The organism is Flavobacterium kayseriense, assembly GCF_014305095.1.
Lineage (GTDB): Bacteria > Bacteroidota > Bacteroidia > Flavobacteriales > Flavobacteriaceae > Flavobacterium > Flavobacterium kayseriense.
Map to the genome: position 1 here is coordinate 387316 of NZ_JACRUI010000001.1, position 24466 is coordinate 411781.

The 24466-nt window shown below is 34.7% G+C and carries 25 protein-coding genes and 1 tRNA gene; 7 read left to right on the forward strand and 19 right to left on the reverse strand.

Annotation, left to right across the window (positions count from 1 at the left end):
• Window positions 1–417: 417 nt before the first annotated feature.
• Window positions 418–1086 carry a hypothetical protein gene (locus H8R22_RS01585; protein WP_187009268.1) on the forward strand — a complete coding sequence of 223 codons (669 nt, stop codon included), beginning with the start codon at window positions 418–420 and terminating at the stop codon, window positions 1084–1086.
• Window positions 1087–1303: 217 nt separating this feature from the next.
• On the opposite strand, the gene H8R22_RS01590 is transcribed toward H8R22_RS01585, so the two are convergent.
• The 17 genes from H8R22_RS01590 to aspS form a co-directional block, all read right to left on the reverse strand.
• Complete coding sequence (locus tag H8R22_RS01590; protein WP_187009267.1) at window positions 1304–2020, reverse strand: DsbA family oxidoreductase; 717 nt, start codon at window positions 2018–2020, stop codon at window positions 1304–1306.
• A gap of 252 nt (window positions 2021–2272) precedes the next feature.
• Entirely contained in the window at window positions 2273–3643 is a 1371-nt protein-coding gene (locus H8R22_RS01595) for an NADH-quinone oxidoreductase subunit N (protein WP_187009266.1), read from the reverse strand.
• 12 nt (window positions 3644–3655) lie between these two features.
• Complete coding sequence (locus H8R22_RS01600; protein ID WP_187009265.1) at window positions 3656–5098, reverse strand: complex I subunit 4 family protein; 1443 nt, start codon at window positions 5096–5098, stop codon at window positions 3656–3658.
• Window positions 5099–5107: 9 nt separating this feature from the next.
• Window positions 5108–6991 carry an NADH-quinone oxidoreductase subunit L gene (gene nuoL, locus H8R22_RS01605; RefSeq protein WP_187009264.1) on the reverse strand — a complete coding sequence of 628 codons (1884 nt, stop codon included), beginning with the start codon at window positions 6989–6991 and terminating at the stop codon, window positions 5108–5110.
• Window positions 6992–6997: 6 nt separating this feature from the next.
• Complete coding sequence (gene nuoK, locus H8R22_RS01610) at window positions 6998–7318, reverse strand: NADH-quinone oxidoreductase subunit NuoK (protein WP_187009263.1); 321 nt, start codon at window positions 7316–7318, stop codon at window positions 6998–7000.
• Between the two features lies 1 nt (window position 7319).
• Entirely contained in the window at window positions 7320–7832 is a 513-nt protein-coding gene (locus H8R22_RS01615; RefSeq protein WP_187009262.1) for an NADH-quinone oxidoreductase subunit J family protein, read from the reverse strand.
• Window positions 7832–8377, reverse strand: a complete 546-nt coding sequence (locus tag H8R22_RS01620) for a NuoI/complex I 23 kDa subunit family protein (protein ID WP_187009261.1) — start codon at window positions 8375–8377, stop codon at window positions 7832–7834. Before H8R22_RS01620 ends, H8R22_RS01615 begins: the two co-directional genes overlap by 1 nt.
• 135 nt (window positions 8378–8512) lie before the next feature.
• Window positions 8513–9565, reverse strand: coding sequence for an NADH-quinone oxidoreductase subunit NuoH (gene nuoH, locus H8R22_RS01625; RefSeq protein WP_187009260.1), 1053 nt, complete (start codon window positions 9563–9565; stop codon window positions 8513–8515).
• 3 nt (window positions 9566–9568) lie between these two features.
• Entirely contained in the window at window positions 9569–10618 is a 1050-nt protein-coding gene (locus tag H8R22_RS01630) for a 2Fe-2S iron-sulfur cluster-binding protein (RefSeq protein WP_187009259.1), read from the reverse strand.
• A gap of 75 nt (window positions 10619–10693) precedes the next feature.
• Window positions 10694–12061 carry an NADH-quinone oxidoreductase subunit NuoF gene (gene nuoF, locus H8R22_RS01635; protein WP_187009258.1) on the reverse strand — a complete coding sequence of 456 codons (1368 nt, stop codon included), beginning with the start codon at window positions 12059–12061 and terminating at the stop codon, window positions 10694–10696.
• Window position 12062: 1 nt separating this feature from the next.
• A complete protein-coding gene (locus H8R22_RS01640) occupies window positions 12063–12593 on the reverse strand; it encodes a complex I 24 kDa subunit family protein (RefSeq protein WP_187009257.1) in 531 nt (176 codons plus the stop codon).
• Between the two features lie 28 nt (window positions 12594–12621).
• Window positions 12622–13860, reverse strand: a complete 1239-nt coding sequence (locus H8R22_RS01645) for an NADH-quinone oxidoreductase subunit D (protein WP_187009256.1) — start codon at window positions 13858–13860, stop codon at window positions 12622–12624.
• Window positions 13861–13894: 34 nt separating this feature from the next.
• Window positions 13895–14416 carry an NADH-quinone oxidoreductase subunit C gene (locus H8R22_RS01650; RefSeq protein ID WP_187009255.1) on the reverse strand — a complete coding sequence of 174 codons (522 nt, stop codon included), beginning with the start codon at window positions 14414–14416 and terminating at the stop codon, window positions 13895–13897.
• Between the two features lies 1 nt (window position 14417).
• Complete coding sequence (locus H8R22_RS01655; RefSeq protein WP_187009610.1) at window positions 14418–14966, reverse strand: NADH-quinone oxidoreductase subunit B; 549 nt, start codon at window positions 14964–14966, stop codon at window positions 14418–14420.
• Between the two features lie 89 nt (window positions 14967–15055).
• Window positions 15056–15421 carry an NADH-quinone oxidoreductase subunit A gene (locus H8R22_RS01660; RefSeq protein ID WP_187009254.1) on the reverse strand — a complete coding sequence of 122 codons (366 nt, stop codon included), beginning with the start codon at window positions 15419–15421 and terminating at the stop codon, window positions 15056–15058.
• A gap of 230 nt (window positions 15422–15651) precedes the next feature.
• A complete protein-coding gene (locus H8R22_RS01665; RefSeq protein WP_007137066.1) occupies window positions 15652–15846 on the reverse strand; it encodes a cold-shock protein in 195 nt (64 codons plus the stop codon).
• 108 nt (window positions 15847–15954) lie between these two features.
• Window positions 15955–17709 carry an aspartate--tRNA ligase gene (gene aspS, locus H8R22_RS01670; RefSeq protein ID WP_187009253.1) on the reverse strand — a complete coding sequence of 585 codons (1755 nt, stop codon included), beginning with the start codon at window positions 17707–17709 and terminating at the stop codon, window positions 15955–15957.
• A gap of 190 nt (window positions 17710–17899) precedes the next feature.
• Between aspS and H8R22_RS01675 the strand changes: the two genes are divergently transcribed.
• Window positions 17900–18907 (forward strand): TlpA family protein disulfide reductase, encoded by a 1008-nt coding sequence (locus H8R22_RS01675; protein ID WP_187009252.1) that lies wholly within the window; start codon window positions 17900–17902, stop codon window positions 18905–18907.
• 189 nt (window positions 18908–19096) lie between these two features.
• Window positions 19097–19444 carry a toxin-antitoxin system YwqK family antitoxin gene (locus H8R22_RS01680; RefSeq protein WP_187009251.1) on the forward strand — a complete coding sequence of 116 codons (348 nt, stop codon included), beginning with the start codon at window positions 19097–19099 and terminating at the stop codon, window positions 19442–19444.
• Between the two features lie 69 nt (window positions 19445–19513).
• Here H8R22_RS01680 and H8R22_RS01685 read toward each other — a convergent pair whose 3' ends face one another.
• A complete protein-coding gene (locus tag H8R22_RS01685) occupies window positions 19514–20104 on the reverse strand; it encodes a hypothetical protein (RefSeq protein ID WP_187009250.1) in 591 nt (196 codons plus the stop codon).
• Between the two features lie 146 nt (window positions 20105–20250).
• Here H8R22_RS01685 and H8R22_RS01690 point away from each other — a divergent pair, with 146 nt between their 5' ends.
• Window positions 20251–21162, forward strand: a complete 912-nt coding sequence (locus H8R22_RS01690) for an AraC family transcriptional regulator (RefSeq protein ID WP_225875985.1) — start codon at window positions 20251–20253, stop codon at window positions 21160–21162.
• A 153-nt stretch (window positions 21163–21315) separates the two neighbouring features.
• On the opposite strand, the gene H8R22_RS01695 is transcribed toward H8R22_RS01690, so the two are convergent.
• Window positions 21316–21395, reverse strand: a tRNA-Leu gene (locus H8R22_RS01695).
• 288 nt (window positions 21396–21683) lie between these two features.
• Between H8R22_RS01695 and H8R22_RS01700 the strand changes: the two genes are divergently transcribed.
• The 3 genes from H8R22_RS01700 (at window position 21684) to pth (ending at window position 24451) form a co-directional block, all read left to right on the forward strand.
• Window positions 21684–22625 (forward strand): ribose-phosphate pyrophosphokinase, encoded by a 942-nt coding sequence (locus H8R22_RS01700; RefSeq protein ID WP_187009249.1) that lies wholly within the window; start codon window positions 21684–21686, stop codon window positions 22623–22625.
• Between the two features lie 183 nt (window positions 22626–22808).
• On the forward strand, window positions 22809–23420 hold the full coding sequence (locus H8R22_RS01705; RefSeq protein WP_187009248.1) for a 50S ribosomal protein L25/general stress protein Ctc: 612 nt from the start codon (window positions 22809–22811) through the stop codon (window positions 23418–23420).
• Between the two features lie 356 nt (window positions 23421–23776).
• Window positions 23777–24451 carry an aminoacyl-tRNA hydrolase gene (pth, locus tag H8R22_RS01710; protein ID WP_187009247.1) on the forward strand — a complete coding sequence of 225 codons (675 nt, stop codon included), beginning with the start codon at window positions 23777–23779 and terminating at the stop codon, window positions 24449–24451.
• Window positions 24452–24466 lie beyond the last annotated feature (15 nt).

Here is a 24466-nt window from a genome sequence, read left to right on the forward strand (position 1 = left end):
GGGTATTAAAATTAAAGTTAGTTGCCAACTGCAAATCAAAAAATAAAAGTTATAAGTAAATGTGCGCTCAAAATCTATTTGATACCCAAGCGACTTCCCCATAAAATCAAATACGATTTTTACATCCCCATCTTATCAACCATTATTTACATCTAGATTACATGGGCTTTAAAATACAGACGTAGATACCGACTCTTATTTTATTAAAAAAAACATAAGATTATCTTTAAACAAACATTTTTTCACATAACTAAATAATTGATCTACAGTTTATTAATGTAATTACAATCATTTTATTTTAATAGATGCTATAACTCATTTCAAATTTGTGGCACACTACTTGAATATCCCTAATCAAATAAGTAAAAGCGAAAGCCGAAAAGCTTAAGAGTAGGCGAAATCCAAAATAGATGTATCATGAAAAAAATTACCTTTTTAGCTGCTAGTATCTTCCTATTGGGAGGTAGTATAGCGAGCGCAACAGAAAAAATAGATTTTTCTGTACAAATAAAATCTCAAGCAGATTTTAGAACTGATGACCCAATTGTATTCCTTGAACGAGGAATTGAATTTTATGTATTTCCTGATGGACAATTGGATTTTAATACGCGCCCAACAACTAGCGGCACTATGTATTACAAATCAAAAGGGAACAATGGTCTAAACAAAACCTATGGCGCGCCTAATAATAGCCGACAAGGAAATTATGGGGTAAAAGTAGCCCATGATGATCAAGGTAGAGTTAGACAAGTAGGAAACGTGTTTATTAACTATGATGTTAACGACCGTGTAAAACGAATTGGTTCGGTATATATGACATACAACCGTTATGCTTTAGAGCGTGTAGGTGGTTTAGAAATTATATACAATCGTCGTGGTCAAATTGTAGATATTGTGGGATCTGTAAAAGGGGGTAGAGGCTACGCTTACAACCAAAACAGTAACCGAAACAATGACTATGGCTACAGCTACGGCAATAATCAAAACACAAATGATGATGACAGCTACTATTATCGAACTGCAGGCACAAAAACAAAATTAGAAGACAGCAGATTGTCTAGTGCCGTAGTTATTAACAATAGATAAAAAGTGACTCGAAAAACTGCTAACATAAAATCCCGCTATTACATTATTTGTAGTAGCGGGATTTTTCATTAAATTAAAAACTAACCGTTTTTTCATTAACTGCCAAAAGCACATCTGGTAATAATTGAAATCTTTTAAAACTATTTTAAACTTTCATATGCAATAAATGCCTTTCATCTACAGACTTATAGTTAAATTGAAATTATGATTTTCGACTTTAATTACATCCATCAACTCCACAACTATCCCCTTCGTTTGCATTCAAAACAGTTAACTGAGGACCAAAGCTACCTTCTTCCCATACTTTCTCTAAGGTTTTCACGAAGGTCTCCACATGCTGAGCACCTGATACTGCGTATTTGTTATCAAAAACAAAAAACGGAACACCTTGAACACCTATTTGCTGAGCCATGGCAATATCACTTTTTACCTCTTTTCCGTAAGCATCGCTATTCAAAACACCTTCAACAAGCTCTTTATTCATACCTACAGCTTCCCCTAAAGCTATCAATGTCTCATTATCGTCTACATTCTTACCTTCGGTCATATAAGCCTTAAAAAGTAACTCTTTTAGTTCATCAGCTAAACTATGTTTTTTTGCAAGATGCAACAGTCGATGCGCATTGTATGAATTGGCTAAAACCGCTTTACCTAACTGGAAATCTAAGCCCGAGTTTTTTGCGTTTTCTGTCATGTTATCGACCATCTCTACAGCCCAGTCTCTATCTTTACGATACTTCTCTGCTAGATGATCATAGATGTTATCATCTGGAGACGCCCTAAAACTAGCGTCCAGTTGAAAACTTTTCCATTCAATTTCAATTGCGTCTTTGTGACCAAACTGCTCTATAGCTCCTTCAATGCGTCTTTTCCCTATGTAGCAATACGGACACATCACGTCGGACCATATTTGTATCTTTAATGTATTATCCATGATTCAATTACTTTAAATATTATTTGTATATACAAATTTACAAAAACAAGAAAGAATATAAGTTCTTTTAATCTTTAATTAAGATTTAGCCACCTGCAACAACTACTGAAAAGATACAGGAGCAACTTCTGAGCTTTATAGAATAGTACAAGGTTTACTACTCTCTTTCAATCTACAAACCATAACATCACTAAAATAAAAAAACCATCAAAATAATTTTTGATGGTTTTATATAGTAAGAAAGCTAAATTTTTAAGCCAATAGATCTAATACAAAGGAAGGAAATAAACCTAAAGCAACATTTAAAACTAATGCTACAATCGCTACCGCATAAATGACAAATGGTGTGCCTGTGCGTTCCTCGTTAGAATCTTTATTGTACATCGCAACTATTAATTTAAAATAGTAACCTACACTTATGATGGAGTTGATAACGGCTACAATTACTAAAGTTATAAAACCAGACTGAATCATTTCGTCGAATAAAAACAACTTAGCAAAGAAACCAGCAAAGATTGGAATACCAGCCATAGACAATAACGATCCAGTTAAGATTGCGGCCAACAATGGATTAGTTTTTCCTAAACCATGAAAGTTAGTAATGTCCTCGTTTTCGTTATTTTTACAAACATATAATACAACGCTAAAAGCGGCCATACCGGCTAATGCATAAGCAGATGAATAATACAATAAAGTACCTGCAGCATTGGTAATACTCAAAATAGTCATCAACATAAAACCAGCATGCGATATACCAGAGAACGCAAGCATTCTTTTAACATTTACTTGTCGCAATGCCATTATATTACCAACTGTCATAGAAGCAATCGAAACAATTACAATAACAGTTTGGAACGATGGGGACAAATCAGCATTTACTACTGTCAACAATTTGAACAATGTTGCCATAGAAACTACTTTAGCAAGCGTACTCATCAAAGCAGTTGTCAAAGCTGGTGAACCTTCATAAACATCTGGAGCCCAAAAGTGAAAAGGGACAGCGGCTATTTTAAATAGCATACCTATTGTTAGTAGGGCAATACCTATTGGAAACCATACAGGTAACTCAGCAGAACGGGATAGATCACTAATATCTACAACATCAAAACTACCAATGGCTCCGTAAATCAAACAAATTCCGAAAAGAATAATTCCTGATGCAAATGATCCCATCAAAAAGTATTTTAATCCAGCCTCATTACTTTTTATGCTTGCTCTATCGCTAGAAGCCAACACGTACAGCGCAATAGAAAGTACTTCAAGACCTAAAAAAAACATCGCTAAATTCCCGAAAGAAACCATTGCTACAGCACCTGCTAGCAAGAATATCTTAATGGCAATAAAGTCAGAAATCTTGGTTTGGTGATTCTCATAAAACTTATGACTCAACGTAACAAGAAATATAGTTAAGATGATAAACAATGCTGAAAATGCAGATGAAAATTTACTAACAACAATCATGTTGTTATAATATGAGTCTGGAGAATTAAATTCAGATATATCCAAACCAAGAACGGCCAATAATCCAATTACAGTTACTGGAATAATTCCCTTTCTAAGGTTAAATATTTCAAATAAAAGGCATAAAACACCTAATCCTATTATAGCTATTAATGTATTCATTTTTTTATTTGACTAGTTAATTCTGTTAATTTGAGTTAAAATATTTTCTAAACTTGGCGTAATCAAGTCTGTTATTGGCTTTGGATACATCCCAAAAAAGAATAATACAGCAATAATACTAACCAAAGCTAAACCTTCCTTAAAACTTACGTCTGCAAAAACTCTTTCGTTGGTTTTTCCTAACATAACATGCTGATACATCTTAAGCATATAGTAAGCTCCCAAAATAATCGTTGTTCCACCTAAGACAGCGTACCAAACATTAATTAAAGACAAACTATATAAAACTGTAAATTCTCCGACAAAGTTAAAAGTAGTTGGCAATGCAACTGACGCTAATACTAAGATTAAAAATAATGAGGCGAACTTTGGAGCTTGTGTTCGTATACCTCCCATTTCATCAATAGCTCTAGTCTCATATCGTCTGTATATGATGTCTGCAATAAAAAATAATCCCACTACAACAAAACCGTGTGCGATCATTTGCAAAACAGCACCACGCAAACCATCAAGTGTTAACGTATAAGCACCCGCTGCAATCAAACCAACGTGAGCAAGTGACGAATAGGCTAATAATTTCTTCAAATCCTTTTGTCTTAAAGCTACAATCGAACCGTAAATCACTCCAGCAATACCCAATCCTAAAAGTATAGGCAAATAGGGTTTCGCTGCTAGTGGAGCAATTGGCAGCTGCCAACGGATCACACTGTACAATCCCATTTTTAACATAATCCCTGATAAAAGCATCGTCCCAACAGCTGGTGCTTTTTGGTACACTTTGGCTTGCCAAGTATGAAAAGGAATTAATGGAATTTTAATAGCATACGCTAAAAAGAAAGCCCAGAAAATCCAAAACTGTTCCGTTCTAGTTAAGTCTATTTCGTATAAATCGGAAATCAAGAAAGATCCTGCTTTCTGATATAAGTAAACAAAAGCAATTAACATAAATAATGAACCTGCTAATGTGTAAATAAAGAATTTAATTACAGCATTTTTACGCTCCTCTGCATCACCATTACCCCAAATCAAAGCGATAAAATAGATAGGAATTAGAGCTAACTCCCAAAAGATGTAATACAATAACCCATCAGTAGCTAAAAAAGTTCCAGCCATAGCGAATGCCATAAACAAGATCAGTGCATAAAACGCTTTTGCATTTTTGTATACATTCTCAAACGAAGTAAAAATTATTACCGCAGTCAATGCTGTTGTTAATAATAACATGGCTAGTGACAATCCATCTGCAGTAAGCGCTATTGAAACTTGTGGTTTATTGATCCACTGATTAAATACGCTAATGTTTTCACCAGCGTTAAAATTGTTTAATAATACAATGGTAGTTGCTAATGCACCAAGGCCAAAAAATAATGCTACTTTTGAAGCGAGTTTATCACCAGCAAAATAAGTTGCAAATGCGCCAACTAAAAGTATAATTAATATTAGAGATACGTTCATAGTATAAAATTATTGAGCGATAAATAAATAGGTTAAAATGGCACAAAGTCCTAAAACAAATACAAAAAGATAAAAACCGATACTTCCTGTTTGTATTTTTTTTCCTTGATAACCTATTTCGTTGGTTACTTTTCCAAATCCAAAAACTATAGATGATAATGCCGTTTCGACATAATCTCTAAAGAACAATGATATGTTATTGGTTGTTTTAACGAAAATAGCATCGTACACTTCGTCAACATAATATTTGTTGTAAAGTACCTTTGCAAAACCATCAATTTCAGCATCAGCTGTTGGAACTTGATTCTGTTTAATGTATTTATTAAAGGCAATACCTATACCTACTAAACCACCTATAACAGCTATTGCCATAAGCATGTATTCTTGTGTTCCAAAATGATGTTCCTCTGTAGCTACTACTGAAAACAATGGCGCTAAATAACCACTTAACCAACTGTTCGTTGGAAAACTAATCAAACCACCAATCGCCGCTAATATTGCTAAAACAATTAAAGGAAATGTAATAAGTGCAGGACTTTCATGTAAGTGACTTTTTTGTTCTGCTGTACCACGAAACTCATTAAAGAACGTTAGGTATAACAAACGGAACATATAAAAAGCAGTCATTAAAGAAGCTAAAGATGCGATAACCCATAAAACGATGTTATGCTCAAAAGCGACCATCAAAATTTCATCTTTGGAGAAAAATCCAGAAAATGGAGGTATTCCAGAAATAGCAAGTGATGATATTAAAAAGGTAATAAAGGTAATACCCATTACTTTTTTCAAACCACCCATGTTACGCATATCTTGCTCTCCATGCAAGGCATGAATTACAGACCCTGATCCTAAGAACAAACAAGCTTTAAAGAACGCGTGTGTAATTACATGAAATACAGCAACCTCATAAGCTCCCAATCCTAATGCTAAGAACATTAATCCTAATTGAGATACTGTCGAATAAGCCAATACTTTTTTTATATCTGTTTGTACTAGCGCTATAGTCGCAGCTACTAATGAAGTAACAGCACCCACTATGGCAATAATGTTTTGAACATCTGGCGCTAGGTCGAAAATAAAATTCAATCTAGTAATCATAAAGATACCCGCAGTTACCATTGTCGCAGCATGTATTAACGCTGATACAGGTGTTGGTCCAGCCATCGCATCAGGCAGCCAAGTGTACAAAGGAATTTGTGCTGATTTACCACAAGCTCCAATAAACAAACAAAAAGCAGCTAATGATAACAAACCTAAGTCTAAATCAGCAGTACCAGCTATAGCGGTTTTTAAAGTAGCATAGTCTAAAGTAGAGAACATCGAGCCCAGAATGAAGATACCTATTAGCAATCCTAAATCTCCAATTCTGTTCATGATAAAAGCCTTCTTAGCTGCATCATTAAAATCTTGATTTTTATGCCAAAAACCAATTAGTAAGTAAGAACATAGTCCTACACCTTCCCAACCAATGAATAATACTAACAAGTTACTACCTATTACTAGTGTTATCATAAAAAAGATAAACAAGTTTAAGTAAGCAAAAAACTTATGCATGTTCTCATCATCATGCATATAACTAATAGAGTATAAATGAATCAAAGAACCAATTCCTGTTACAAATAGCAACCAAAGAATAGAAAGCTGGTCCAAAAGAAAACCAAAATCGACTTTGAAACCATTAATTTGTATCCAATCAAACAACTGAATTTGAATTGGTGTCTTGGCAACATTTATTTGTCCAAAAAAATAAAGAGTAACAGCAAACGAAACAGCAACCATTAAAGTTCCTAGAACTCCAGAAGCTGTTTTTCCCATACTTTTTCCGAAGAAAATATTAAATAAAAATCCTAAAAAAGGAGCCAATAATAAGAGTAAAGCTAAATTTGTATTCATTATAGTTTATCCTTTTAAGTTTTTTAATTTATTAATGTCAATAGACCCTAAATTTCTAAAGATCGAAACTAGTATAGCCAATCCAACAGCTACTTCAGCAGCCGCAACAGCCATAGAGAAAAATACAAAAATTTGTCCCTGGGCATCCTGATGATAGGTTGAAAAAGCAACAAACAATAAGTTAACTGCGTTCAACATAATTTCGATTGACATAAATACGATGATAGCATTCCTGCGGTACAGCACTCCAAAAACTCCAATACAAAAAAGTATTACAGAAAGGAAGATATAGTTCTCAATGCCTATTTCATTTAAAATATTATTCATTTTATTTCTCTAGTTTTTCTTTTTTAGACATAAGTACAACTCCTATCATTGCAACCAAAAGCAAAATCGATGCAAACTCAAACGGAACCATGAATTCGTTCAACAACACGTTTCCTAAAACTTTTATAGATTGATAATCCTCACCGGTTCCAATATATTCACCTTCAATAGGTTTAGAATTAATAAAGATAAAGATCAGAACTACTGATATCAAACAAAAAGAAACAACAGCACCTAAACGAGTAATCCTCGGCTTGTGTACCTCGTTCTCCTTATTCAAATTCATTAACATGATCGTGAACAAAAACAAAATCATTATCGCTCCAGAGTAAACAATAATATGTACAATGGCCAAAAATTGAGAATTCAATAATAAGTAGTGACCCGCAATAGAGAAGAAACAAATCACAAGGTACAATGCACTGTGAATAGGATTTCTGCTAAAAATTGTCAAAAATGCAGTTGCCAATGTAATAGCTGATAAAAAACAAAAAATTATAAGTATCGTAGACATTAGTTAGCGTTTTTAAGTTGAGCATTTTTCATTGCGATATCTAAAGGCATCACTAATCTATCCTTTCCAAAAATAAAATCTTCTCTTTCATAACTTGAAGGAACTAATACTTTTGAAGTAGTCAAATAAATAGCGTCCTTAGGACAAGCTTCTTCGCATAATCCACAAAAAATACAGCGCAACATATTGATCTCATATATCGAAGCATATTTTTCCTCTCTATATAAATGTTTCTCATCTGCTTTTCTCTCTTCCGCTTTCATGGTGATTGCTTCAGCTGGACAAGATAAAGCACAAAGCCCACAAGCAGTACAGTTTTCTCTACCTTCTTCATCACGTTTCAACATGTGTTGTCCACGATAAACTGGGCTCATCACACGTACTTGCTCCGGATACTGAATAGTAACTTTCCTAGTAAATAAATGCTTGATGGTAATAATCAAACCTTTTACAATCGCAACAATGTATAAACGCTCTAAAAAGGTCATCTCTTTATTAGAGACTTGCTTTTTTCTTCCCGATAAGGATATGGTTTCTAATGACATCTTAATATTTTTTATTTGAAGCTAATCCTGCTATCCGCTTTATCTTTTATCCTGAAAAAAATCAGGCTAAAAGGATGCCGCTGCTATCAGGGCTAGTGTCTTCTAAATCAATTTAACTATTTCTACTTCTCGATTTTAAAATCCTAAATAAGCAAAAATCTCTGCTCTTAAAATAACAATACCTGTGATTATGATATTTAGTATAGACAATGGAATCAAAACTCTCCATCCTAAATGCATCAACTGATCGTATCTGAATCTCGGAATAGTCCACCTTACCCACATATAGAAAAAGATGAAAAAACATAATTTGGCAAACAAAGCGGCGATACCTATAACGTTAGCAATATTTACTCCCCAGTTTTCTACAGCCCATGCCATTCCAGGATAATTGTAGGCTCCAAAGAAAAGAACCGCTAAAATAGTAGACGAAATAAACATATTAGCATATTCTGCAAATAGGTAGAATCCCATTTTCATCGAAGAATATTCCGTATGATATCCCCCAATTAATTCACTTTCGCACTCCGCTAAGTCAAATGGTGTTCTATTTGTTTCTGCAAACGCACAAATTAAAAAGATAAAAAAAGAAAGCGGTTGGTAAAAAACATTCCAATGCATTCCGGGTTGTTGCGCAGCAATTTCTCTTAAACTCAGTGTTCCAGTCATCATCAACAGAGCAATAATAGATAATCCCATTGCAACTTCATAGGAGACCATTTGAGACGCAGCACGCACAGCACCCATTAATGAGAATTTATTATTAGATGCCCATCCACCAATCATGATTCCGTAAATGCCAATTGATAGAATAGCAAAAATGTACAATAAAGCATTATCAATATCTGATACTTGTAAAATAATGTCCTTGCCAAATAAATGAAATTTATCTCCCCAAGGAATCACCGCACTAGTCATCAATGCCGTACTCATGGCAATTGCTGGTCCAGTATAAAACAAAAATTTATTTGGCGTATTTGGTTCAAATTCTTCTTTAGAAAACAATTTTAAACCATCAGCAAGTGGCTGTAAAATTCCACCTTTACCGGCTCTATTGGGTCCAATACGATCTTGAAGCCATGCCGCAATTTTCCTTTCAGCAAGCGTAGAATACATAGCCATAAGCATCGTAACCGCAAAAACGACTAAAATGATTATACTCTTTTCTATTATAATTGTACTATCCATTGATTAAATATTACCTTGTTTAAAATTTTCCTCTTGTTCCTTACTTAAAGGGAACGCAGGCATACTAATTTTTTTTCGGTCTTGTTCTCTACCTTTCAAAATTCCTTCTTCGGTAGCTATGTGAACAGTATCTAATTCTCTAGTATAATTATTTTGATTGATAACAGAGTCTTTATCAAATTTTCTTGGTCCTTCAATAACCCAGTCAGTAACTTCTTTGTGGTCAAAACGACAAGAATTACAAATAAATTCTTCTACTTCATGATACACGTCTTTTCTTCCTGTTACACGCTGAATCTCATTTCCAAACATCCATACCGTTGTTTTTCCACAACATCCTGGTGTTGTACATTCTCTGTGGGCATTAAATGGCTTGTTAAACCAAACTCTTGATTTAAAACGGAATGTTTTATCAGTCAAAGCCCCTACAGGACATACATCGATCATATTTCCTGAAAACTCATTATCAATTGCTTTAGAAATACAAGTCGAAATGTTAGAGTGATCACCACGATCTAACACACCGTGAACTCTATTATCAGTCAATTGATCAGCTACTTGCACACAACGCTGACATAATATACAACGGTTCATGTGTAGTTGAATATTAGGACCAATATCCTCTGGTTCAAATGTTCTTTTCTCTTCTATAAAACGGGTTTTAGATTTCCCGTGTTCAAAGCTTAAATCTTGTAAATCACATTCTCCAGCTTGGTCACAAATAGGACAATCTAAAGGGTGGTTAATCAATAAAAACTCTGTTACTGATTGTCTAGCTTCTCTTACTCTATCAGAATCCTTACTATTCACTTCCATTCCATCCATGCATCCTGTCACACATGAAGCCATTAATTTTGGCATTGGTCTAGGATCTGCTTCACTACCTTTTGCAACTTCAACTAAACAACAACGGCATTTACCACCGCTCCCTTTTAGTTTAGAATAATAGCACATTGCTGGCGGAACTGATTCACCACCAATCATACGCGCCGCTTGTAGAATCGTTGTTCCTGGCTTTACCTCAATTGCTTGACCGTCTATTGTTACTTTCATTTTAATTGTTGTTTGAATGCTTCAGGTTTAAAGTCTAATATTTTTAGAACCTCAAACTTTAAACCTTAAACATTTTTAAACTATTTCTTTTTTTACTAGATGCTTTACATTTTCAAAAGGCTCAGCAACAAAGTGATCTCTATTTTTTATTCTCTCAGGAAAACGAACGTGGTATTCAAATTCTTCTCTAAAGTGACGTATCGCTGCTGCTACTGGCCATGAAGCCGCGTCTCCTAACGGACAAATCGTGTTTCCTTCGATTTTTGATTGGATACTCCAAAGCAAATCAATATCTTCTTCACGACCAAAACCAGTTTCGATTCTGTGCAATACTTTCTCTAACCATCCTGTCCCCTCGCGACATGGTGTACATTGTCCGCAAGACTCATGGTGGTAAAAACGAGAGAAATTCCAAGTGTTTCTAACAATACAAGCTGTATCATCATATACAATAAATCCTCCCGAACCTAACATCGATCCGGTAGCAAAACCACCATCACTTAAAGATTCATATGTCATTAAACGATCTTCTCCATTAGCCGTTTTAAAAATTAAATCAGCTGGTAAAATGGGTACTGAAGATCCTCCTGGCACTAAAGCCTTTAAAGGTCTAGAAGTACTCATTCCTCCTAAATATTCATCAGAATTAATGAATTCGTCTACACTTAATCCAAGTTCAATTTCGTAAACACCTGGATTTTTTATGTTTCCAGAAGCTGAAATTAACTTTGTACCTGTAGATCGACCAATTCCGATTTTTGCATAATCATCACCTGAATTATTTACAATCCATGGCACCGATGCGATAGTTTCAACATTATTCACCACTGTTGGGTTAGACCACAATCCTGAAACTGCAGGAAATGGTGGTTTGATACGAGGGTTCCCTCTTTTACCCTCCAAAGATTCGATCAAAGCAGTTTCCTCTCCACAAATGTAAGCACCCGCCCCAATGTGAACGTAAAGCTCTAGATCGAAACCAGAACCTAATATATTTTTCCCTAAGAAACCTGCTGCTTTTGCTTCAGCAATTGCTCTCTCTAATATTTTGTAAACCCACATATATTCTCCACGAATGTAGATATAGGAAAGGTTTGCACCCAAGGCAAAACTAGAAGTAATCATTCCTTCGATCAATAAGTGAGGAATAAACTCCATCAAATACCTATCCTTAAAAGTTCCTGGCTCAGATTCATCTGCATTGCAAACTAAATGACGTGGTTTTCCTGATTTTTTATCAATAAAACTCCATTTCATTCCAGCAGGGAAACCAGCACCACCACGACCGCGAAGTCCTGATTTTTTTACTTCCTCCACCACTTCATCAGGAGACATTGCTTTCAAAGCTTTCTCTACAGATGCATAACCACCATTTTTGCGGTATACTTCGTAGGTTTTAATCCCTGGCACATTAATTTTATCTAATAATATTTTTTTTGACATCTTATTTATCGTGTAATATTATTTTATTATCTCTACAATCAGTGATTAATTGATCAATTTTATCTTTAGTAAGGTGCTCTTTATAAAAATCACCCAACTGCATCATAGGAGCATAACCACAAGCACCTAAACACTCCACACCTCTAACTTCAAAAAGTCCGTCAGCTGTAGTTTCACCTACCTTAACACCTAATTTATCACAAGTATAATCCATTAAATCTTCGACTCCGTTTAAGCAACAAGGCGAAGTTTGGCAAAACTCAAACATGAATTTACCAACCGGTTTTAAATTATACATCGTATAAAATGTAGCTACTTCGTAAACTTCAATAGGTAATATGTGTAGAATTTCAGCCACTTTATCCATCAGTTCAACACTCAACCAATTGTCATGTGCATCTTGAACTTCGTGTAATACGGGTAGCAAAGCTGATTTTCTTTTATCTTCAGGATAATGACTAATCAATTCATTGATGCGATTCATCAATGTTTCGCTCATATTTATTTCTTGTTTGTGCTGTGTTCTTTCCATTTTCTTTTAAATCTAAAATCTAAAATTTTTAAGCGTCTAATTCTCCTGCAATAACATTTAAACTTGATAAAATAACAATAGCATCAGACAACAATGCTCCTTTTATCATTTCAGGATATGCTTGGTAATAAATAAAACAAGGTCTTCTAAAGTGTAGTCTGTACGGTGTTCTACTTCCGTCTGTAACCAAATAAAAGCCTAATTCTCCGTTACCTCCTTCAACAGGATGGTAAATTTCAGCCACTGGAACTGGAACCTCTCCCATAACAATTTTGAAATGATAGATTAATGACTCCATATTATTGTACACATCTTCTTTTGGAGGAAGGTAATAATCTGGAACGTTAGCATGGTATTCATTTCCTTCTGGCATCTTAGCCAAAGCTTGACGGATAATGCTTAAACTTTCCCAAACCTCAGCATTACGAACGCAAAAACGATCATAGGTATCGCCTGATTTCCCTACAGGAATAATAAAATCAAAGTCTTCATATGAACTATACGGTTGCGCTACACGCACATCGTAATCGACACCCGCAGCACGTAAGTTAGGACCAGTAAAACCATAAGCCATCGCCTGGTCTGCAGTAATTGCTCCTACATTAACCGTTCTATCTATAAAAATTCTATTTCTTTCAAATAAGTTTTCAAATTCTTTCCAAGCCACTGGAAACTCTTCTAAGAACGTATCTAATAATTCAAATGCTTTTGGAGACCAGTCTCTTTCAAAACCACCAATTCGACCCATGTTTGTTGTTAAACGAGCGCCACAAATTTCTTCGTAGATTTCGTAAACTTTCTCTCTAAATTGAAAGACATAAAGAAATCCTGTATAGGCACCTGTATCAACTCCTAAAATCGAGTTACAGATTAAGTGATCGGTGATACGCGCTAATTCCATTATGATAACTCTCAAATACTGAGCACGCTTAGGTACTTCAATATTTAACAATTTTTCTAATGTCATCCACCATCCCATATTGTTTATAGGAGACGAACAGTAGTTCATACGGTCTGTAAGCGGCGTAATTTGGTAAAAAGGACGGTTTTCTGCGATTTTTTCAAATGCACGGTGGATGTATCCAATTGTTGGCTCGGCTTCTAGAATTCGCTCCCCATCCATCAACAAAATATTTTGAAAAATACCGTGAGTAGCGGGGTGAGTAGGACCTAAATTTAAGATTGAAAGCTCGCTTCCATCTTCATTAAGTCTCTCCTTCATTATTTTAGCATAGCGATGCTCTGGTGGTAATAATAGTTCTGACATTTATAGAATGTGAAAAATTATATATTGTTTTTTTTTAGCAATTGTCTATTGTTCTTCCAAAGAAACGGTCATCCTTATCTGTACGACCTCCATCTTCCATTGGGAACTCCTTACGCATTGGATGAGAGATCATTTCATCCATGTTTAAGATACGCTTTAACTGTGGGTGACCAATAAAATCAACACCATAAAAGTCAAATGTTTCTCTTTCCATCCAATTTGAACTTAGGAATATATTTGAAATGGTTTTAATCTCTGGTTTTTCGCCATTTAAAAAAGCTTTTATTTTGATTCTCTTATTCTCGTACCAATTGTGCATATGATAAACCACCGCAAATTGCTCATCAACATCACTATCTGGATAATGTATCCCACATAAATCAGTTAAAAAATGAAAACGCAATTCTGGATCATTTTTCAGAAATAAGATCACGGCAGTATTTTGCTCTGGCTTAACCTCAAAAGAAAAAATATCTCTTTCTTGCTGAAAATTATGCACTGCATCACCAAAAGTGGCTACTAATTTATCTTGTATAGCTGTATTTTCTAATGCCATTTTATTTGATATTATAAGAAGCTAATAATTCTTTGTATTCAGGAGAACTTCTTCTTCTTACTGATTCCGTTTTCACAAGTTCTTGTAGTTTCATCACTCCATCTACAATTTGCTCTGGTCTAGGAGGGCATCCAGGAACATAAACATCTACTGGAATTACTTTATCAATTCCTTGCAGCACAGAGTACGTATCAAAAATACCACCTGAAGAAGCACAAGCTCCTACTGCAATAACCCATTTAGGCTCTGCCATTTGCTCGTAAACCTGACGCAAGATAGGCGCCATTTTTTTTGAGATAGTTCCCATTACTAGCAACATATCTGCTTGACGAGGAGAAAAACTTACTCGCTCAGAACCAAATCGTGCTAAATCATAATGGGACGCCATTGTAGCCATAAATTCAATTCCGCAACAAGAGGTCGCAAAAGGCAATGGCCAAAGTGAATTAGCACGTGCCAATCCAACAACATCATTTAGCTTGGTAGCAAAAAACCCTTCACCAACAACACCATCGGGGGCTGCAACCATATTTACACTTGAATCACTCATCATTTCTATTATTTTGAATTGTAAATTTTGAATTTGTATAAACTAAGATTCAAATCTTAAATTCTAACTTTCAATATTTAAAACATATTTTATTCCCACTCTAAAGCCTTCTTTTTTATAATATAGAAAAAACCTACCAACAATAAAGACATAAAAATGACCATTTTAACCATCCCTTCCATACCTAATTCTTTAAAATTAATAGCCCAAGGGTACAGAAAGATAACCTCTATATCAAAAAGAACAAAAAGGATCGCAACTAGAAAATATTTTACTGAAAAAGGAATTCTAGCGTTTCCGATAGACTCGATACCAGATTCAAAATTTTTGTCTTTATTTTCTGAAGATCTTTTTGGACCTAATTTACCAGAGACTAATATAGTTCCAACCACAAACCCAACCGCCAGGATGAGCTGCATTAAAATAGGGATATAATTTAATTGATCAGATTGCATAATAATTGTTTTTATAAACTAAATAAGCAACAAAGATAGGTTTCAAGGATTTAAAACACAAGTCTAAAACAGAATTTAGTACCACCAGATCCAGTACAAGGTTCTAATTTTTATTCATTATAAATAAGTGGATTTTAAAGCATTTTACGCGATAATAATTTCGATTTAGAACAAAAAAAAACGTCCCGAAAAAATTCGAAACGTTTAAACATTCTTAAGTAAAAAAAATATTAGATAACTGCTACTTTCGCTGCAACTTTTCCTTTTCTTCCTTCTTCTTCTTCGTAACTTACTCTGTCACCTTCGCGTAATTCTTCTGCGTTGATTCCTGAAGCGTGAACAAAAATGTCTTTTCCTGTTTCTTCGTCTGTAATGAATCCGTAACCTTTTGACTCATTGAAAAATTTAACTGTACCTGTACGCATTGTAATTGTAATAATAATTTATAATAAGGCAAATGTAATATTTAATATCATACGAACGATATTATTCTGCATTTTTTTAATAAAATAATTGATTTCCAGCGTTTTCGCCTAATTTTTTAGATTTAAATCAATATGAAGTTCCTTTAATTGTAATGCATCAATTGCTGATGGTGCATCGATCATTACATCTCTTCCAGAGTTATTCTTTGGGAAAGCGATGAAATCACGAATCGTTTCTTGACCACCCAAAATAGCAACTAAACGGTCTAACCCAAAGGCCAATCCTCCATGTGGAGGTGCACCAAATTGAAAAGCATCCATTAAGAAACCAAATTGTGCTTTAGCCTCTTCCTCAGAAAAACCTAGGTATTTAAACATTAATTGTTGTGTGGCTTTATCGTGAATACGGATCGAACCTCCACCAATTTCATTTCCGTTTAATACCATATCATAAGCATTAGCACGAACTTTTCCTGGAGCACTCTCCAGCAAATGCATGTCCTCTGGCTTAGGAGACGTAAAGGGATGGTGCATTGCGTGGTAGCGCCCACTTTCTTCATCAAATTCTAATAAAGGAAAATCAACAACCCATAACGGCGCAAATTCAGCTGGATTTCTAAGACCTAATCTTGTAGCTACTTCCATTCTTAGAGCTGAAAGTTGCGCTCTTGTTTTATCAGCTGGACCTGAAAGCACAAAAATCATATCTCCTGTTTTTGCACCAGTTGCTTTGGCCCAGTTCGCCAAATCATTTTGATCGTAAAACTTATCAACCGATGATTTAAAGGTCCCATCTTCATTGCATTTTGCATACACCATTCCTGATGCGCCTACTTGCGGACGTTTTACCCAATCAATTAAAGCATCTATTTCTTTACGAGTGTAATTTCCAGCACCAGGAACAGCAATTCCTACCACTAGCTCCGCAGTATTAAATACAGAGAATTCTTTGTGTTGTGCAAACTCGTTTAATTCTCCAAACTCCATTCCAAAACGGATATCTGGCTTGTCATTTCCGTAGGTTTTCATGGCATGCTCATACGTCATACGTGGAAATTTATCTACTTCAATTCCTTTTATTTCTTTTAATAAATGACGAGTCAAACCTTCAAAGACATTTAATATATCTTCCTGCTCAACAAATGCCATTTCGCAATCTATTTGCGTAAACTCCGGTTGCCTGTCTGCACGTAAATCCTCATCACGGAAACATTTCACAATTTGGAAATATTTATCCATACCACCCACCATTAACAATTGTTTGAAAGTTTGTGGAGATTGAGGTAACGCATAAAACTGACCTGCATTCATCCTCGAAGGAACGACAAAATCTCTAGCCCCTTCTGGGGTCGATTTAATAAGGTATGGTGTCTCTACTTCACAAAAATCTAAATCCGAAAGATACTTGCGCACTTCCATCGCAACTTTGTGACGAAAAAGCAAACTATTTTTCACAGGGTTTCTTCTAATATCAAGGTAACGGTATTTCATACGAATATCTTCTCCGCCATCTGTTTCATCTTCGATTGTAAAAGGAGGTGTTAAAGCAGCATTTAAAATAGTTAATTCTTTTACAAAGATTTCTATTTCACCGGTTGCAATATTTTTATTCTTAGCCTCGCGTTCAATTACCGTTCCTGTAACTTGAACTACAAATTCTCTACCTAATGTTTTAGCTAATTCAAAAACTGCTTTATCGGTGCGTCCTTCATCAAAAACTAATTGAGTAATTCCGTAGCGATCTCTTAAATCAACCCAATTCATAAATCCTTTATCTCTAGATTTTTGTACCCAACCCGCTAGCGTAACTTCAGTATTTACGAATGAGGCGTTTAATTCACCACAGTTATGACTTCTATACATTATCAATATTTTAGATTATAACGTCTTTTTACACTTTTAGACTTGAGTGCAAAAGTAAACACAAAATTCATATTATAATAATAAACTGCAGTACTAGATTGCCATAAAATCCATTTATTTTGTTAATCAACCAGTATTATACGGTAAATTTATTTAGATTTGATTCGACGAAACAAGCATAACACATATTATGAAAAAAGTATTTTATAGTAGTCTACTACTATTAACCAACCTAACCCTATTAGCTCAAGCACCAAAAAAAATAAAATTTAAAGCAGTTATAGAGAATAGAAAAAGTGACACCTTAATTATTAGAGGTGAAAATGCATTTAATCAAATAATCCCAATCAACTCGTCAAAACAGTTTGAAGCCACATTTGCTGCACCTAAAGGATTCTATCAGTTTTTTGATGGACAAAGTGCTTCTACCATGTATCTAAAACCAGAAACGGACATTGTTCTAATGTTTGATGCTGATCGAATTGATAAATCTATAACCTACAGCGGGAAAGGATCTGACGAAAGTAATTTCTTAGCAAAATTCGGAATAAGAGAAGAGGTTTTCACCGAAGAGGCTTTTGCAAAAGAACCGGATGAGTTTCAAAGACTTTTTGAAATAAAGAAAACACAAGACCGTGAAAGCATAGAAAACGGGAATTACGATCCTGAATTTAAAACAATTATCTTATCTTCTTTTACAAATAATGACCGCTACATTCTGCAAGCCTACCAAGGTATCTCCAAAGAAAGAAAACTAGTAGGAAAAGCTTCGCCTGAATTTACATTTGAAAATCATAAAGGAGGGACAACAAAGCTAACCGATTTGAAAGGGAAATACGTTTATATAGATATTTGGGCAACATGGTGCGCTCCATGTCGCCAGGAAATACCCTATCTACAAAAAATAGAGAAAAAATATGATGGGAAGAAAATTACTTTTGTGAGCATCTCAATCGACCAAAAAAAGGACTATGAAAAGTGGAAGTCGTTTGTTTCCGAGAAAAACTTAGGCGGTATTCAATTACTTGCTGATAATGATTGGAACTCTGACTTTATTTTAAAATATGAGGTAAGAGGAATACCTAGATTCATATTACTAGATCCTAATGGAAATATAGTAAGCGCTGATGCACAAAGACCATCAGACCCTAAACTACAAGATAAATTAGATGTACTATTACAAGAGGCAAATAAATAACTACTTACTAGTACATACTCGATATTGCAAAAATATACAGCCTCTAAAAAAGCCCGAATTAAAATAAGCAGAGTTTTTAAAATTCCAATGTTAAGTTTTACTCAATGTTACCAAATTGTTACCAAATTGTTTTTTTAATGTAAAAAACATCTATATATTTGTAAAACAAACCTAGTAAAACTTTACATCATGAAAAAATATATAATGATTGCCGCAGTATTATTCACTGGAATTCTTTTTGCACAAAACACAAAACCACAACTAGAAGTGGTAGGGAATCAAGTAAAAGCAACGTTCCACCATGAAAATGGTCAAATACAACAACAAGGACACTACCTAGACGGGAAACTACAAGGTGAATGGACTTCATATGACACAAATGGTAACAAAGTGGCCATTGGATCATACAGTAAAGGCCAGAAAGTAGGCAAATGGTTCTTCTGGAATAACGCAGGACTTAGCGAAGTTGACTATTCTGACAATAGAATTGCCTCAGTTAAAAACTGGAAAAAAGACGCCGTTGTCAATATAGACTAAAGAAAATATAGATTACAAACAATAAAAGCTCCTTCACGGAGCTTTTATTATTTATAGTAACTACTATAATTACCTCACCGCAACAGTATTATAGAAAACAGTATCGTTGTACTTAATTACAAAAGTGTACTCTTCTTTCCCCTTACCCTTAAAATCAAAGTATTTGATTACATTTTGATTCAAACTTAGAGATTCATGAACGGTTTCTCCCTCAGTATTTAGCACTGCTATACTTACTACATTTTTACTCCTGTTATCAATACTTACTGAAGTAATACCGTTTTTAGCTTGAAAAACAGGCTTGTATATTTCAGAAACTGCATCAGGACACAAAATTGCTGATTTCCCACTAACTGAAATCGTATATCTAGAAATTTTTGAAGATGTTTCAGCTTCTAAAAAATAGTCCCCGTCAGGCAAAGCTTCTAAATCGTATGTTCTTGACACAAGACCATTCGCTGTGATGCGCTCTACATTTACTAGCGCATTAGTACCATCATAAACAGAAAGTTTAATCTTACTAACTTCCCTTACCGCAAAACTCACTACTTTACCTTGCTTATATTTTACTGCTAAAGAAAAATCAATACTGGATGCATTACTTTTTATAGTTGATAATATAGCTACTACTACCAAACTAAATTTTAGAATCTTTTTCATAATTACTGTTTTTAGATTTTTAAACCATTTAACTTTTACAAATCTACGACCTACATCTCATTGAATTTAATCCAAACTTTTCACATTTATACGCTATTTTACCTTTAACGAAAACGATAAAGGTTAAAAAAGATGAATAATTCGCAATGATCACTACATTTACACTAAATAAAAATAACGGAATCATGAGACCTGTAATACCCAACTTAAAAATTATAGCGCCGTCTTTTGGAAGTTCATTTACGATTTCAAACCACAAAAAAATAAACAACAGCCACAACGACCAATGGCATTATCACCCAGAAATCGAATTAGTTTATATTAGTGAAGGAAAGGGCAAGCGACAAGTAGGAAACCATATCTCCTATTTTAACGACGGAGACCTTATATTGATAGGTAGCAATTTACCACACTGCGGTTTTAACACCGAAGAGACGAATACTAAAAGAGAAACTGTTATTCAAATGAAACCCGACTTTTTGGGTGAACAATTCTTTGATACAATTGAAATGTTACCTATCAAAAATATGTTTCAGAAGGCAAATCAGGGCATATTGTTTGGTAGCGAAACTAAAAAAAACATAGGACCTCGTATTGAAAACTTAGCCAAACAAAAACCTCTGGAACGACTAACAAGTATTCTTGCCGTCTTGAACGACTTAGCACAAGCAGATGACAATATCATACTGCATGCCCAAAAAGCAACCATTGAAACACCGAGGCAAGATAACGAGCGAATGAGTGTCGTGTATAACTACGTTAAAGATCATTTTAAAGATACCATTTCGCTTGAAGAAGTAGCAGACTTAGTTTCTATGACAGCACCCTCTTTTTGTAGGTATTTTAAAAAAACAAGCAACAAAACATTTACCAAGTTCGTAAATGATTATCGCTTAGTATATGCATCTAAGTTACTTGCAGACGAGCCCATCAGCATATCTGACATCGCATACGAAAGTGGTTTCAATAATTTTGGCCATTTTAACAAATCCTTCAAAGAATTTACAGGAAAAAGCGCCTCACAATATAGACAGGAATTAAGATCTTACTTAGGATAATGCTTAAAGTCAAGTATAAGAATCTTGAAAAATACAATTAGTTCAATTCTATTGAATATTGAACATCGGGATTGAAAACAAAGCACAATTACAATCAACAGAACGTCTAAAAAGAAAAAAACCTCTTAATCAATTGATTAAGAGGCTTTTAAGTACCCGGAGCCGGAGTCGAACCGGCACGGTTTCCCACAGGTGTTTGAGACCAGCGCGTCTACCAATTCCGCCATCCGGGCTTAGCAGACATGAAATAGCGACAGCTATTACAACGCAATAAAGAGATTATTAGTGGTAGCTAATAATCTTTTCCTTTAACACGGTGCAAATGTAGAAAATAAAATTAAATCTTCAACAAAAAATACTTAAATTTTTCCTTTCAGAGTTGAATAAATTTTATAAATTTGCAGCTCGGTAAAACGAGACACACTAACTAACTACATCCTAGATAAATACATTAAATTAGCTATAGTTAAACGACTTAGCCTATTCATTATAAATATTAAGGAACAAAAACAACAAATTAAATGTCACACCTAGAACCCGAAGCAAAAATATTTGCTTGTTCACAAAGTGTCTATCTAGCTGAAAAAATATCCGCTGAATACGGAATTCCACTAGGTAAAGTTACAATGTCGCATTACAGTGACGGCGAGTTTCAGCCTTCTTATGAAGAATCAATCAGAGGCTTACGCGTATTTATTGTTTGTTCTACTTTCCCAAATTCTGATAATTTGATGGAATTATTGCTTATGATTGATGCTGCAAAACGCGCCTCAGCAAGGCATATTACTGCTGTAATACCTTACTTTGGATGGGCTAGACAAGATAGAAAAGACAAACCTCGAGTGCCGATAGGAGCGAAACTAACAGCAAAACTGTTAGAAACCGCTGGAGCAACACGAGTAATGACCATGGATTTGCATGCTGACCAAATTCAAGGATTTTTTGAAAAACCAGTAGATCACCTTTTTGCTTCTACTATCTTTCTACCCTACGTGAAAAGCTTAGGATTAGACAACTTGACTATTGCTTCTCCAGATATGGGAGGCTCAAAAAGAGCTTACGCCTACTCTAAGTTTTTAGAATCAGATGTAGTAATCTGTTATAAACAAAGAAAAGCAGCAAACATAATTGGCACTATGGAGCTAATAGGTGAAGTAAAAGGCAAGAATGTAATCTTAGTAGATGACATGATTGACACCGGAGGCACTTTGGCGAAAGCCGCAGACCTAATGATGGAAAAAGGAGCATTAAGCGTACGAGCAATTTGCACACACGCCATTTTATCCGGAGACGCCTATGAAAAAATAGAAAAGTCTCAATTGTTAGAATTGATCGTTACTGATTCGATTCCATTAAAGAAAGAATCAAAAAAAATAAGAGTGTTGAGTTGTGCCCCACTTTTTGCAGATGTTATGCACATGGTACATCATAATAATTCCATTAGTGGGAAGTTTATCATGTAATTGAGAAATAAATGGTGAATGGTGAGAAGTGAATAGTAAAATCTTAATACTATACATTTATAGCATTCTATTTCAAAAGATAGAAGTAATGAGCATTTAATAACAGACGATTAGCAAATGCTAATTACTAAAAGCGCATCACTTAGAAGAAGAGTTTAATTAATAACTATATAAATATTTACAATGAAATCGATTACAATTAAAGGATCAGAAAGAGAAAGCGTGGGAAAAGTTGCGACTAAAGCCTTACGTAATGCTGGAGCGGTTCCTTGCGTTTTATACGGAGGAGATCAACCAGTGCACTTTTCAGCAGAAGAAAAAGCATTTAAATCTTTGGTTTACACTCCAAACGCACATACAGTTGTGATTGAGTTGGGTAACGGAAAGTCATTTAACGCTATCATGCAAGACATCCAAGTTCACCCAGTTTCTGACAGAATTCTACACCTTGACTTCTTCCAAATCTTTGACGAGAAAGAAATCACTATTGAAGTACCTGTTAAAATCGTTGGTAACTCTAAAGGAGTTATGGCAGGTGGAGATTTACGTTTAAACAACCGTAAACTTAAAGTAAAAGCATTACCAGCAAATCTTCCTGATTTTGTTGAGGCTGACATTACTCCACTTAACATGGGTAACAAATTATACGTTACTCAAGTTCCTACTCCAGACTTTAAAATCATGCACCCAGACAACACTGTTATCTGTCAAGTGAAGATTTCTCGTGCTGCTATGAAAGCGGCTCAAGAGGCTGCAAAAGCTGCAAAAGCACCTGCAAAAGGAAAGAAAAAATAATATTTTTCTACACCATATCAAAAGCATCAGTTTCAACACTGGTGCTTTTTTTTACGTGCATATTTTTTAATTATCTATTTCTAAAAAAATAGAATATCTTCTTTAGGAGCACAACAATTTCTAATCCTTTCAACATCTTTCCCGCTATCCATTACAATCTTTTTATCGCCAAAAAGCGATTAAAAAGGATTTTCATTTCTATCGGGGCTATTCAAAAACGTTTGTTATTTCTAAGACACTTTCAAAAACACTACCCTACAGTAAATCTAGCAGTAAGCCTCACGAAATAAATTAAACAGTGAAACTTTATTAATGATCTCATTGACAATTTATCTAATTAAGTTTACTTTTGCCTTATGATACAATGGATCAAAGCACTGCTTTCAACAACCGAAACAGTAAAAAACATAGATGATATAGAACCAGAAGGTCACCAACACCAAAAAAATAATATAGAAAACGTGAGTAATAAGTTTTTAATAGTAGGACTAGGTAACATAGGAGCTGAATACGTAAACACTAGACACAATATAGGCTTTAAAGTACTGGATTATTTTGCAAAAAAAGAGTCGGTTACTTTTGAAACTGTCAAACTAGGAGCCCTTGCACAGTATAAATTCAAAGGCAGAACTTTTTTCCTTTTAAAACCTAATACCTACATGAACCTCAGTGGTAAAGCGGTACATTATTGGATGGATAAGGAAAACATCCCTTTAGAAAACATACTCATAATCACAGACGATTTAAACCTGTCTTTTGGAACCATACGCATTAAACCAAAAGGAAGTGATGGCGGACACAATGGCCTAAAAAATATCAATTTAGTCCTAAACACCAATCAATATACTCGATTTAGATTTGGCATCAGTGACGAGTTCAAAAAAGGAAAACAAGTAGATTATGTTTTAGGAGACTGGGACGACGCAGAGAAAACTGCACTCCCAGAGCGATTAGAAATAAGCTCAGAGATCATAAAATCATTTGGTACAGCAGGACTTGAGCTCACTATGACAAGTTTTAATGGAAAATAAAAAAAGGAGGAAACA